The 13040-nt window shown below is 61.2% G+C and carries 11 protein-coding genes; 9 read left to right on the forward strand and 2 right to left on the reverse strand.

The features are described 5' to 3' along the window. A partial coding sequence (locus VN887_20695) for a [protein-PII] uridylyltransferase (GenBank protein HXT42438.1) occupies positions 1–1458 on the reverse strand: 1458 nt, incomplete at its 3' end. Between the two features lie 109 nt (positions 1459–1567). On the opposite strand from VN887_20695, the gene VN887_20700 reads away from it, so the two are divergent. From VN887_20700 to VN887_20720, 5 genes are all read left to right on the forward strand, one after another. Then, complete coding sequence (locus VN887_20700) at positions 1568–2179, forward strand: sigma-70 family RNA polymerase sigma factor (protein HXT42439.1); 612 nt, start codon at positions 1568–1570, stop codon at positions 2177–2179. A gap of 46 nt (positions 2180–2225) precedes the next feature. Next, positions 2226–2759 carry a hypothetical protein gene (locus tag VN887_20705; protein HXT42440.1) on the forward strand — a complete coding sequence of 178 codons (534 nt, stop codon included), beginning with the start codon at positions 2226–2228 and terminating at the stop codon, positions 2757–2759. After that, entirely contained in the window at positions 2756–3721 is a 966-nt protein-coding gene (locus VN887_20710) for a DUF3106 domain-containing protein (GenBank protein HXT42441.1), read from the forward strand. The genes VN887_20705 and VN887_20710 overlap by 4 nt, the downstream gene beginning before the upstream one ends. A gap of 63 nt (positions 3722–3784) precedes the next feature. Next, on the forward strand, positions 3785–4570 hold the full coding sequence (lgt, locus tag VN887_20715; GenBank protein ID HXT42442.1) for a prolipoprotein diacylglyceryl transferase: 786 nt from the start codon (positions 3785–3787) through the stop codon (positions 4568–4570). 19 nt (positions 4571–4589) lie between these two features. Further along, entirely contained in the window at positions 4590–5531 is a 942-nt protein-coding gene (locus VN887_20720; GenBank protein HXT42443.1) for an RluA family pseudouridine synthase, read from the forward strand. Positions 5532–5686: 155 nt separating this feature from the next. On the opposite strand, the gene VN887_20725 is transcribed toward VN887_20720, so the two are convergent. Beyond that, positions 5687–9046 (reverse strand): PVC-type heme-binding CxxCH protein, encoded by a 3360-nt coding sequence (locus VN887_20725; GenBank protein ID HXT42444.1) that lies wholly within the window; start codon positions 9044–9046, stop codon positions 5687–5689. Positions 9047–9386: 340 nt separating this feature from the next. Here VN887_20725 and VN887_20730 point away from each other — a divergent pair, with 340 nt between their 5' ends. From VN887_20730 to recF, 4 genes are all read left to right on the forward strand, one after another. Next, entirely contained in the window at positions 9387–10508 is a 1122-nt protein-coding gene (locus tag VN887_20730; protein HXT42445.1) for a PilT/PilU family type 4a pilus ATPase, read from the forward strand. 2 nt (positions 10509–10510) lie between these two features. After that, positions 10511–11338 carry a hypothetical protein gene (locus tag VN887_20735; GenBank protein ID HXT42446.1) on the forward strand — a complete coding sequence of 276 codons (828 nt, stop codon included), beginning with the start codon at positions 10511–10513 and terminating at the stop codon, positions 11336–11338. An 81-nt stretch (positions 11339–11419) separates the two neighbouring features. Then, positions 11420–11977 carry a thermonuclease family protein gene (locus tag VN887_20740; protein HXT42447.1) on the forward strand — a complete coding sequence of 186 codons (558 nt, stop codon included), beginning with the start codon at positions 11420–11422 and terminating at the stop codon, positions 11975–11977. Positions 11978–12042: 65 nt separating this feature from the next. Continuing rightward, positions 12043–13040: DNA replication/repair protein RecF (recF, locus tag VN887_20745; protein ID HXT42448.1), on the forward strand; the 998-nt coding region annotated here is incomplete at its 3' end.

The following is a 13040-nucleotide window of genomic DNA, read 5'->3' on the forward strand; positions in this document are numbered from 1 at the left end:
GTGATAGAACTCGTGCTGGACGAGACAGGTCAGTTTGCCGAATTCCGGGATGTATTTGCCGAGGAGTCCGACGTCGTGCATGGTCCGCAGAACCGGGGCCACATTGCCGCGCTGGTCGAGGATTTCCAGGAACGTCTCACGCACGTGCTGGTCGCGGAGAAACGCGCGGTCCACGAGCGGAAGCTGGTTGCGGATCAGCTGCGCCAGGTCCGGATGCAGCCTTAATCCCCGCTGCTGGGCGTAAAGAAACACGCGCATCAAACGCCTCGGCTGGTCGCGAAACACCCGGCCGGACACCGGATAGATCTCGCCCTCCACGCATTTGAAACCGTCCACCAATTGCTGCCGGAGGCGGTGTCGGCCGCTGCGGATGATTTCACCGAATGACGGCAGCCGGCGCTCCGGATGCGGCAGCAGCGCCAGCCGCTGTTCGAGGGTGCGCGTGATGAGGTAAACGTTCCGCATGTGGCTGTAGAGATCGCCCATGAACGCCTCGAGGCGTTTGACCGGCGATCGATCCTCATACCCGAGACTGTGCGCGATTGCGGGCTGGAGACTTTTGGTGAGCACATCCGCCGGACGATTGACGTGGTAATGCAGATCGTTGCGCACTCGAAGCAGATAATCGTAGGCCGCCTCAAGCTGTTTTCGCTCGCCTTCGTAGATCAGCTCGCGCTTTTCCAGCTCCGCCAGAGAGCGTGTGCGATACTTGAAATATGCCATCCAGGTCAGGTTTTGAAAATCTCGCAGACCGCCGCACCCGTTCTTGATGTTTGGCTCCTGCATGGTCGCAGAATTACCGAACTTCGCCCGCCTCGCCTCCTGGTCCTTCAGCCGGGCCGCGATGTAATCGTCCTCGAATCCGCGCACGCACCGCGCCAGCACCAACGCTTCCAGCCGTTCAAACATCTCCCGGTCCCCTGCGATAAACCGGGCTTCGATCAGCGATGTCTTCGATTGCATGTCGCTGTTTGCAATCCTGACCGAATCGTCAAGCGTCCGCACCGAGTGCCCGACCTTCAAGCCAATGTCCCAGAGCGTGTAGAGCAGGCCGTCTGTAAGCGCCGACAAGTAGGGGTGAGGCTTGCCGCGTGCCGTGGATATCGTATCTCCGCTGTGCAGGAACATGATGTCAATATCGCTGTGTGGATTCAGTTCACCGCGGCCGTAGCCGCCGATGGCCACCAGGGCAAACCGCGGCGGCGGCGCTTTCGTTCCGACCTGAGTGGTGCCCCCTACCGCGCCGAGGATGTAGCGCAGGAGCACGTCCAGGACAGCCGCGCGGGCACGGCACACTTCGCGTCCGCCCGCGCCCGCATGATGGAGCATCTTGAGCCGGTGCGATTCGACCTTGAGAAAATTCTTGTAGCGCGCCAGCTCCTGCGAAGGCTGCCGGCCGGGCGGGAGCGGCAGGCGTCCCGCGGCATCCGCTTCGATTTTCTCCAATAGCGTTGGCATCGACGAAAATTAGGGAGAACCGGGTTTGAACGCAAGCATGCGGCCCCCTGCGCCGCGCAATGTACCGCAACCTTGTCGCCGGCCCGGTTTTTGTTAGCATGCGCCCCTTATGGCGGCTGATCTCGATCCCGATGCCCGTCTGATGCTGAGCGTCAGGCGCGGCGACCGCCGCGCTTTCGAGGAACTCGTCAACCGCTACAAACAACCGGTAATCAACTTTCTTTACCGGACGCTCGGCGACCCCGTCGAGGCGGAGGATCTCTCCCAGAATGTCTTTCTTCAGGTTTTCAAGTCCGCCGACCGCTACAAGGTTTCTGCCAAATTCACCACCTGGCTTTTCACCATCGCGCGCAATTTGTGCCTGAACGAAATCCGCCGACGCTCACGCCATCCGGCCGAATCGTTGGACGCGCCGCACCCGGAACACGATGACCAGCCGTTGCGCCAGTTTGAGGACGCCAGGAACTCTTCTCCGCCGGACGCGCTGCTCCACGGAGAGCTGGAGGAAAAAATCCAGCAGGCCCTGGGCGAACTGCCGGATAACCAGCGCCTCGCCATCCTGCTTTGCCGGCAGGACGAACTTTCCTACGATGATATTGCCCGCGTGCTCGGCTGCTCGCTCCCGGCTACGAAATCGCTGATCCATCGCGGGCGTGAAACCTTGAAGCAGAAACTGAAGCCGTATTTGCGCACCGGCTCGTGGAAAGGTTCCGACAAATGAAGGCAACTTTCCTCCTCTCCCGGTTTTAGAACGAAAGGACTGACAGATGAACAATGCTGAATTCAACCTTCTCCTCGAGACGGCGGCCCGGCGCGGGCTCACGGCGGGAGAAAAAGACCGGCTCCAGGCCTGCCTCGCCAGCGACCCGGCCGCGAAGACGATCTGGGATGAGGAAGAGGCGTTGACCTCGTTGCTGGGTGGATTGCCTGACGCGCCGATTGCATCCAATTTCACGGCGCAGGTCTTGCACGCCGTCGAACGCGATGAACAAAACCACCCGGCAGCACCCGCGATTTTCCGCTGGTTGAGACTACGCCGCCCGGCACATCCGTTCCTTGCCGCGTGTGTGACTCTCGTCTTCCTGGCACTGGGTCACTGGCAATATCGAATCGCGCAGCGCGAGAAGATGGCGGCTGCCCTGGCCAACGTGGCGCGCAGCGTGGAGACTGTCTCTCAAATCGCCCCGCTGCCGGCAATGGAGATGTGGAAGGACTACGAGCCGATCAGCCGCCTCGCGCAAACCCGGCCGGAGGCGGACCAGGAGCTGATCGAGGTGCTTCACGAACTCGCGCTGAAATGACCGGTCCTCACGTGCAAGCGAAGCGTTCCCTGGCCTCTCTGCTTTTCTTCGGGGCCGTAAGCGCCCTCCTTGCAGCCCAGGCGCCTGACAGGACCGCACCACCGCCGGACACGCGGCTTCCTCCTCTGCCGCAGCCGCCGGTGGCTTACTTCCGCACTTTGCTCGCTTTGAACCCGGACGAATTGGACAAGACCCTGGCGCGCGTATCGGGTCCGATCCGGACAAATCTGCTGGCCAAATTGCAGGAATACTCGGCCCTCACGGCGGATGAACGCGAAGCGCGCCTTCGCGTCACGGAATTCCAGTGGTATCTGGGGCCGCTGATGAGAACGCCCCCAACCAATCGCGTCGCGCAACTTGCGCTCGTCCCGGATGAATACCGTCCGTTCGTCAAAGAAAGTCTGGAGCGCTGGGACGCCCTGCCGCCGACCGCACAAAGCGATTTCCTGCGCATCCAATCGGCGACCACGACGGAACGCGAAAACGCCTTGCGGAATCTTTCGCCCGAGCAGCGGCAAAGGCTGGAACAGGGGCTGGCCGCGTGGTCGTCGCTGCCCTCCGGCAAGCGCGAGCGTATGTACGGCAGTTTTAAGCGATTCTTCGAGTTGCCGCCGCGCGAACGAGAAAAAACGCTGGACGCGCTTTCCGACGACGAGCGGCAGGAGATGGAAAAAACCCTGCAGACGTTCGAAAAACTTCCTCCCTCGCAACGGCTGGCCTGCATCGCTTCGTTCCAGAAATTCACCGAGATGACGCCGGCAGATCGCGCACAGTTCCTGAAAAACGCCGAGCGCTGGAAGGAAATGTCCCCCGCTGACCGACAGACCTGGCGCGCGCTCGTGACCAAACTTCCCCCGTTGCCGCCCGGATTTGGCCTGCCGCCGCTCCCGCCCTCGCCCGGACAAAAATCGAGGCCGCCTCTGCCGCCGGGAACGATCATCCTGACAAACTTGTCGCGTTGACGACGTGAGCCGGGGTATTTGCCGTTTGAGTTTTCAAATGACGCCCCCTAACTTGCCCGCGTCGTGCACAAGATTGCGTTTCAATTCGGTGGTTTAACCATCTACTGGTATGGTGTGTTTGTCGCCCTGGGGTTCCTCGCCGGGCTTTGGACTGCCAGCCGGCGCGCGCTCCGTGACAGCATTCGAGCTGAAAGCATCGTTGATCTTGGCCCGTGGTTGATTCTCGGCACACTCGTTGGCGCGCGCGGTCTTTATGTCCTTTCCTATTGGCGCGAGGATTTCTCCGGCAGACCGTTTTGGCAGATCTTTAACATCCGGGGCGGCGGACTGGTTTTTTACGGCGGTCTCATCGGCGCGTCGCTCACCTGCGTCCTTTACGTCCGCTGGAAAAAACTCCCGCTCTGGAAAACCGCCGACATCCTCGCGCCCAGCATCGCACTCGGACACGCCTTCGGCCGCATCGGCTGCCTGATGAACGGATGTTGCTATGGCCGCGCCTGCGAACTGCCCTGGGCGATCCAGTTTCCCTACGGCCACGCCACCTACCGGAACCGCGTCCATCCGACGGAAATTTACGAAGCGGCCTTGGATTTTGTTCTCTATTTGTTCCTCGCATGGCTCTTTCGCAGAAAGCGATTTGACGGACAAATCTTCGCGCTGTATCTGCTCTGTTACGCGGTGCTGCGGGCGTTCGTGGAATCGTTCCGCGGCGATTACACGACGTATTATCTTGGCGGGCACGCCACGCCGGCGCAGGTGTTGAGCATTTTTATTTTCATGGCCGGTGCGTTGCTTTGGTGGGCGCTCAGCGGTCGGGAGTCCAAGGCAGAAAATCCAAAGCCGCGATGATTCTGCACCATCCCGCGTAATGCCCTCACCCAACGAAACCGTTTTCCTCGTCGAAGAATCGCTGCCGCATGAACGGCTCGACACTTTTTTGCGCTCACATTTCCCCACCCTCTCGCGCGGCGCGATCCAACGGCTCATCGAGCAGGGCGACATTTGCGTGAACGGCAAATCTGTCAAGGCCACGCATGCGCCGCGGGCTGGCGAAACGATTGAAATCCACTGGCCCGACGCGAAACCCGCCACAGCGGCGCCCCAGGAAATCCCGCTCGACATACTTTTCGAGGATGCCGATCTGCTCGTGCTCAACAAACCGCCGGACATGGTGGTGCACCCGTCGGCGGGTCACGACGATCGTACCCTCGTGAACGCGCTTCTGCATCATTGCGCCGGCCAACTCAGCGGCATCGGCGGTGTGGCGCGTCCCGGCATCGTGCACCGACTCGACAAGGAAACCAGTGGCTGCCTCGTCGTCGCCAAGAACGATCCGACCCATCTCGCGCTCTCGACACAGTTCGCCGGGCGCGAAGTGGAGAAGATTTATCACGGGATCGTCTGCGGCGCGGTCACGCCGGAACGCGGCGATATCCGGGCAAACATTGCGCGGCATCCCACGCATCGCAAACGCATGGCGGTGACCGACGGCAGCGGGCGTGAGGCCTGGACGAGTTATCGCGTGCTAGAACATCTGCGCGAAGCCACGCTGGTCGAGGCGCGGTTGCACTCGGGCCGCACGCACCAGATTCGCGTTCATTTCAAACATCTCGGCTTTCCGATCGTCGGCGACACGACTTATGGCAACCGACAAAACAATCGGCTGACCGAACTGACCGGCTACACGGCGTCGCGTCAAATGCTCCACGCTCACAAACTCGCCTTCAAACATCCGCGCACCGGAAAACAAATGAACTTTGAAGCGGCGCAACCGGAGGATTTCAAGGAGGCGGTTGCCGAGTTGAGTTGAGTATTTCTCGTTGCGCACGAGTCGTTGGATGTTGGAAGATCCCTTATGAAAGCAGGTGAAGATGCTCTCGTCGGTGATCTCGCGGGGAAGTAGATCAGCGTGATCAGGTTTCATTCCGCCCGCGCTTTCTACACGGCTGACTGTCTTCGGACCAATCACTTCAAGCTCGCCAGGAACTCCACGAGGTTGCGCAGGTCCTGTTTGCCCAGAATCTGGCCCATCCCTTCCGGCATCGGTGACAGTCCCTTGTCGCGCGATTTGATGTCGCTCTTCTTCACGGTCACGAGCCCGTCCTCGGGCGAGTTGATGACCAGTTCGCCGGCGGTTTCGCTCTTGATGACCCCTGCGTAAACGGTACCGCTCGTCAATGTGACCAAAGCGCTCTCGAATCCCGGCGCGATCTGTTTGTTCGGCAGCACGATGGATTCGAGGAAATATTGGCGGTCTTTCTGCGTGGCGACGTGGCTGAGGTCCGGCCCCACGTCGCCGCCTTCGCCGTTGATCTTGTGGCAGCGCACGCACGAGGCCTCGGGCCGCTCGAAGAAAATCTTTTTACCTTCCGCCGCGTTGCCGCCGTAAAGCGTCTCTCGGTATTCAGCCAGGGGATCGTCCTTCGGTTTTGACGCCTGATATTTCTCCAGCTTCTCCTTGACCTCGGGCGCATTCCGTTTGGATGCCGCATCGAGCAAGTCGAGTTGAATTTCCTTCGGCACGTCACCCGCCAGCAACCGCGTGAGCCAGCCGGACAACACATCGTCCGCGGCGGGATCTTGCAACGCCCCGAGTGCCGCGAGCGCCGCTTGTTTCTCCCCGACGGAACTGTTGCCGAGCGTGGCCGCCAGTTTGGTCGCAGCGTTCGAGGTCCTGACCTTGCCCTGCAACGATGTGGCGGCCCGGCGCAATTCCTCGCTGGTGTCTCCTTGCGCGATCTTCATCGCGGCTTCGAGTCCGGGATCGTCGAGCGTCGCCAGCGCCTTCAATGCCTCGACGCGGACCCGGCTGGAGAGTTTCGTGTCGGCGACCAGCTCTGACAACACCGGCCCGGCAGCAACAATCTCCAGGCGGCCCGCCGCATGAATGGCGGCGATACGGACGCGATCCGAGGCCGACTTCAAGATGGCCGCGAGGCCGGGCTGCAAGGCATCAACGGCCGTCTCGCGCGCGCGGACCGCCGCCACCGGACGCCACAGGCCGATGACGCGGTCACGGCCCGACGGATGCGGCCAGTCTGCCAGTTCTTCCAGCGCTTCAACCCGCATGTTCTCGACCGCGTCGGAATGCGCGGCATAGCCGGCCAGCGCGGCGGCGCTTTGGGCCGTGCCATAGTGGAAATTCGCATTGAGCACGCGGCGAAGAATTGCCTCGTCCCTGATTGGCTTGTCGATCAACGCAGCCAGCTCGCGCATCGCGCCGTTGATCGGTTCGTCATTGATGGCGCGCGCGGCTTCAAGAACCAGCGCCGGGTCGGCATCCTTCAGGAACACGGCGATTTCCGCGCGACGCAACCGGCGCATGGCCAGCAGCGCCCCCATGCGGATCGCGGATGAATTGTCCTTCGCTGCGATCACGAGCGCGTCCATGTCGTTGATCCCGGTCAATGCCATCACGCCCGCGTGGCGGAGATAGGGATCCTTGTCCGCATTTTCACGGAGCATCGCAAAGATCGCGGGCAGGGCTTCGCGACGGCCCAGTTTCCCAAGGCCCATCGCGGCGAAGAACCGGGCGCGCGGACTCGCGTCGCCCAACAGTTTCAGCAATCCATCGTACGCTCCGAGGAAACGGCGGTCGCCGAGAATCTTCGCGGCCTGGGCGCGCACCTCGGCGTCGCTGTCACCGAGCAGAGAGAGTAAGGGTTCCATCCCCTCTTCGACACGCCGGTCCGGGATTTGGGCCTTGATGTCGGCAATCTGGCCCAGGCCCCAGATAGCGTGGAGCCGCGCGAGCTGGCTGGCGTCCTTCCGCGCCACACTGGCAAGCGTTTTGATCGCTGCCTCGCCTTTTTCCGCCAGAGCGAACTGCGCTTCCTGCCGCACGCGCAGGTCACGATGCGCGAGCAATCGGGCCAGTTCGTTCAGTGAACGTTTTTCCATTCCCTCGGCGAGGAGTTTTTTGGTCTGGAGCACGATCGGGTCCTTGTCGATCACCGGATCATGCACGCGGTAGATCCGGCCTTTGCCGGTCATTTCCCAGCCTTGCACCCAGTCGCTCACGTAAACGCCGCCATCCACGCCGAATTTCACGTCGGTGGCGAGCATCCCCCAGACGAAATGCCCGGGCTTCGTCAGTTCGAACCCGGCGCCCTTCGGCTGAAGTGTAAATGAATGAACGCCGCTGTTCGCCGCACCGCCGCGGAAATCGACCAGAAAGAAATGGTCCTTGAACCGGTCCGGCAGCCCGGTGCCGGGGAAATACGCCACGCCGGACGGGCCGCTGGCGATGTTCGCGATGGGCGGGACGATGTACGCCGCCTGCCCGTCGAAATGCGGATACCAGAGCTTCTCCGCGTTGAACGGCCCGCGCGAGTACGGATTCTCCATGAACTGATAGCCGACGCGCCAGCCGTTGTCGGCGCCTTCCACCAGATAGGCCCAACGCGCCTGATCACCGCTGTCCGAATTGTTGTCGCCCGTGAACAGATTGCCGTACTGATCGAACACGAGATCCTGCGGATTGCGCAGGCCGTAACAGAACACTTCGAGATCGGAGCCGTCCGGGTAACAACGGAAAACACAGCCGCTGTCGGGTTCGCCCACGTGACGACCGTCCGCCACCTTCACATTGGACCCGCGGTCACCGATGCTGAAATAGATTTTTCCATCCGGCCCGAAATGCACGCCATGCGAATCGTGCCCGAGGAAACCGACCCGCACGCCTAAGCCGTAGTGAAGGGATTGGCGGAAATCCGCGACGCCGTCATTGTTCGTATCGCGCAACAGCCAGAAATTCGGAATGTTCGCGTACCAGACCGTCCCTTTGCGGGCGAGCACTCCCGCGGCAATGCCGTCGAGCGGATCGTTGAATCCTTCGGCGAAGACGTTGGCGTGGTCCGCCCTGCCGTCGCCATCGCGGTCTTCGATCAACTGAATGCGTTCGCTTTGCTCGTAGTATTTCGCAAAACGGTCGCCGAGATGACGCTTCATTTCGGCGAGCCGGTCGTCCACGCTGCGCGACGCAAGTTCTTCATCGAGCCAGGGCATGATGCCACGGATGTCGTCCACCCCGGCGTGCAGCCGGAACGTTTCGCAGACGTACGCGCGGCCTTTCTCGTCGAAATTGAATGCGACCGGATTGGCCAGCATCGGCTCGGCGGCCCAGAGGTCCACTTTCAATCCGGGCGCCACGGTGAAAAGTTTGAGGGCCCGTTCACCCTCGTCGGACGCAGCCGCGATTTTTGGCGGGATGGCCGCCGGCAAGCCGGGAGAGTGTTGCGCCAGCACTGACGGGGCCATCCAAACCACTCCGGACAAAATGAGCCCGCTGCAGTGGGCGGTTGAAACATAATCGAATTTCAGCATTGGTTTGGAATGATAGCGGCGAGGTTCAAGGAATCAAGGGGCCATGCTTTTGAGCTGTTCTGACGCAGGCGAAAGCGCGGGTATTCGGCCGACCCGATTCAGACACTCAAATCGGATTCCGCGAAAAAGGGCGGTGATGGCGTGATTTTCACGCATTTTGCGTGAGATTTCTCCCGGCGGCGTCTCCGGCAGGGGGCCTTGCGGTGGATTGGACGCGGTATGAACACTGCTGGCAATTGCGGAAGCAGAATGATAGGTTGACTTCGTCCCCCGTCCTGAAGCAATGGAAAACCGGTGGGACGTTGGCAACGAACACCAAACGCCGCGCTGGAACCGAAGCATGGAACATGTTCGCCAAGGGACGACGTTGAGCCGCGTTTTAGACTGGTGCCGCGAGCAGGACGCGACCGATCTGCACGCCCAGGCAGAGAAGCCCTATTCCATCCGCGTTCACGGCAAACTGTCCTGGGTGTCGGTTGGAATCTTCGCGCCGCCGTCGAACGAAGAAATCTACACCCTTTTGCGAGAGAATTTTTCGCCCGCTGCCTGCGCCCGGATTGAAAGCCAGTTCGAAGTGGACTTGAGCTTCTATCATGGCAGCCGGCGTTACCGCGCCAACTTCAGCAAGCAAAAGGGGGACCAGTCATTTTCATTTCGCACGGTCCCGCAGCAGCGGCTCAAGCTCAAGGACCTCCAGTTGCCCGCCGCATTAACGGAGGTCGTCAAGGAGCCGCGCGGGTTGGTGCTGGCCACGGGACCGACCGGCCAGGGCAAGAGCACGACGCTCCGGGCATTGATTCAAGAGATCAACGAAACCAGCGCGGTACGGATCATCACTGTCGAAGACCCGATCGAGTATGTGTTCGAGGATTGCCGGGCGCAGTTTGAACAGCGCGAGGTCGGCATCGACACGGCGTCGTTTGCCGACGGCATCCGCAACGCCATGCGGCAGGATCCGAATGTTCTCTTCATCGGGGAAATCCGCGACCGCGAGAGCATTTTCGCGGCGATGCAGGCCGCCGAAACCGGGCATCTCGTCCTGACCACGTTGCACGCGGATTCTGTTCAACAGGCCATTGGGCGCATTCGCGAGTACTATCCCAGTTCCGAACAGGCGAACATCAGCAGTCTGCTCGCGCGGAACGTCAACACGATCCTTTGCCAGCGGCTCATTCCGAATGTGCAGGGCACACGGACCCCCTGTCTGGAAGTGTTGAAACGGGACGCCGGTGTGCAGGACGCCATCCAATCGAACAATCTCCATTTGTTGACCGGCATCATCGAGGTTTCTTTGAACCAGGGCATGCACACGTTCGACCAGTACCTGATCGAACTGCTGGCGGCGGGAATCATTTCGCGCGAAACCGCGCAACATTTCGCGGTCAACAAGCACAAGCTGGACATGGCGCTACGGGGAATACTGACCTACACACCCATCCTCAAACCGGACGAGGATCGCTGACCATGATACTCATCGCGCTGCGGATTCTGTTGGGGGCCGCCCTCGGCTACGGGTTGAGCAAGGTCTGGCAGAACGCGCAGGCCGCTCCCGCCACGGGCGACCTTGCCAATGCCTTTTACCTTGCCACTTGCGTCATCCTGGCGATGGCCAACGCGGTCGTTTGGGCGCCCTTCTTTGGGGACGTGGTGAGTGGACCGTTGACGGGTGTCATTACCAGAAGCACGTACGTCGGCCGCAAGAACCGACTGCTGCGATTCATCCATTGGCTGGAGAACCGCGGATTCCGGCGGCTGACGCTTCAGGTTTGTTTTCTTGAAGGCGTTCTTCACCCGCGCCGTCCGGCAGCGTTTGTAATCGGCCTGTCGAACGCCAGGTCGGGATCGTGGTTTGAGAAAATTTTCGCGTGGGAAGTGTTCAAGTTCGACAACGCCCGGCACTGCATGGAGGCGTACGAGGCGTTGCGGCGGCATGGCATTGACCCGCGTCCGCATCACAATCCCGAAGTCAACATGGTCCTCGTTTCGCTTGAACGCGAAGTCAAGCCTCCGGCTGAAACCATTCTCGTCCCGCCGGCCCCGCCGGCGCCTCCGCTGAAACGCGACCGACGAATCAGACTTTTCGACACGGAAGAACCCGAAGCGGCTGACGCCGACGTTGAGAAAATGACGACGGGCACGGACCAAACAACGACTGTGCCAGCCAATCCCGAACCGGCACCGGCCGGAATCAGCGACGCGGGACCTTCGCTTGAAAACCTGCCGGATGCCGAACAGGACCCGGCCGACTCGACGCTCGTTGGCCGCATCAAAGCACTCTTCCGGGGGAGTTGAGCGACGGTCGCGTTTTGAAAGCATCGAACCGTTCGCGCGGTCGGTGAATGACAGGGTCATGAGAAGCGGTACTTGAAACAAATGTTCCGGACACTCCACAAGATTTATGTCGGGATATTGTGGGTCATCGCCCTCGGCGCCGTGGCGCTGCTTTATCAGCAGCGATCGGTCTTTTATCCCCTTGTCGATCTGGTGGACGCGCTGCGGCCCGGCGACGGATTGAAACAAGAGCGGTGCGGGGAATTGTCCGGGCAGGTCGCCCGTGTTCTGAGCGGCGACCTGCTTGAGTTGAAAGATGACCGCGGCAACTTCCATCGGATCCGGCTGACAGGCGTGGCGGCACCCGAGTATCAAATGAACGATCGGGCCGCAATGAGGCGCGCGGAGCGAAGCCGATCCGAGCTCGGCCACCTGATTCTCTCCAGCCGTGTCCGCGTGGAGCTGACCTTCACGAACGAGTCGGGCGGGGGGATGGGCATCGTTTATACCGGCGTCACCAACATCAACGCTCTGGCCGTCGAGTCGGGGATTGTCCGGGTGAAGCGCGATCAAATGAACGGGTTGCCGTTGAAGGATCGTTACGCGCTGGTACAGGCCGGCCGGAAAGCCCGGGAACACGGGGTGAACGAGGGGGACTGAAAGATTACCCCGCGGATTCAACAAATTGGCTGACACGGCGCTTGGATAACGGCTAATTGGTCCGCGTGCATCTGGCCCACCTGAGACTGCGTGACTTCCGCAATTATGCGCGGCTGGATGCGGACTTCGGCCCCGGATTTCATCTGCTGCTCGGAGAAAACGCCCAGGGCAAAACGAACGTTCTCGAAGCGATTTATCTGCTGGCCACACTGCGATCGTTTCGCGGTGTCGGCGGCGCGCAGATGGTCCGGCATGGGCAAAAGGGTTATTTCGCCGGGGCAAAGGTGGTCGGCCAGGGTGAGCGCGAAATCAAACTCTACTGGTCTTCCGCAGAAAAGAAACTGGGCCTTGACGGCCGCCCCGTGCGCAGGCTGACGGATTACCTCGGCGTGTTGCGCGTTGTCGTGTTCTGCACCGAAGACCTGCAACTGGTGAAGGGCGCGGCGCGGATGCGCCGGCGGTTCCTCGATTTGCTGCTCTCGCAGACCCACCCGGCCTACCTGCCGCTGCTCCAGCGCTACACCCAGGCGCTGCGTTCGCGGAACGCGCTGCTCAAACAACGCGCGCCCGACGAAGCGGCCCTGGAAAGCTTTTCACGTGAACTGATCCATCTGGGCAACCAGATCGGCCTGCGCCGGCGGGAACTGGCGCCAAAACTGTCTCCGCTCGCGCGGCTGGCGTATCGTCGCATCGCACACGACGCCGAGGAACTGCGGCTCGAATTCCAGCCGAGCGCAAAGCGGGACTTCGCCATCGAACTCGCGCAGTCGCGCGGCCGTGAGCGGACGTATCGCACGACGCTTGTTGGCCCGCACCGAGACGACCTGCAATTGTTGTTGAACGATCGTCCGGCGGGGCAGTTCGGCAGCGAAGGTCAGAAACGCACGCTTGCCCTCGCCCTGAAAATGGCCCAGGCCGAATACCTCGCGGGGATTCATGGCTCGCCACCGATTCTGCTCATCGACGACGTGATGGGTGAACTGGACGCGAAACGCCGCGCCGGGTTTCTCCCGTTGCTCGACCGCGCGCGCAAGGGGCGGGGCCAGGTCTTCATGACCTGCAC

It is taken from the genome of Candidatus Angelobacter sp. (assembly GCA_035607015.1).
Classification (GTDB): domain Bacteria; phylum Verrucomicrobiota; class Verrucomicrobiia; order Limisphaerales; family AV2; genus AV2.

What these genes read in the sequence shown, in the direction of transcription:
- VN887_20700 (HXT42439.1), top strand. Translation starts at nt 1,568, where the DNA reads ATGGCGGCTGATCTCGATCCCGATGCCCGTCTGATGCTGAGCGTCAGG.
- VN887_20705 (HXT42440.1), top strand. Translation starts at nt 2,226, where the DNA reads ATGAACAATGCTGAATTCAACCTTCTCCTCGAGACGGCGGCCCGGCGC.
- VN887_20710 (HXT42441.1), top strand. Translation starts at nt 2,756, where the DNA reads ATGACCGGTCCTCACGTGCAAGCGAAGCGTTCCCTGGCCTCTCTGCTT.
- VN887_20720 (HXT42443.1), top strand. Translation starts at nt 4,590, where the DNA reads ATGCCCTCACCCAACGAAACCGTTTTCCTCGTCGAAGAATCGCTGCCG.
- VN887_20725 (HXT42444.1), bottom strand. Translation starts at nt 9,046, where the DNA reads ATGCTGAAATTCGATTATGTTTCAACCGCCCACTGCAGCGGGCTCATT.
- VN887_20730 (HXT42445.1), top strand. Translation starts at nt 9,387, where the DNA reads ATGGAACATGTTCGCCAAGGGACGACGTTGAGCCGCGTTTTAGACTGG.
- VN887_20735 (HXT42446.1), top strand. Translation starts at nt 10,511, where the DNA reads ATGATACTCATCGCGCTGCGGATTCTGTTGGGGGCCGCCCTCGGCTAC.
- VN887_20740 (HXT42447.1), top strand. Translation starts at nt 11,420, where the DNA reads ATGTTCCGGACACTCCACAAGATTTATGTCGGGATATTGTGGGTCATC.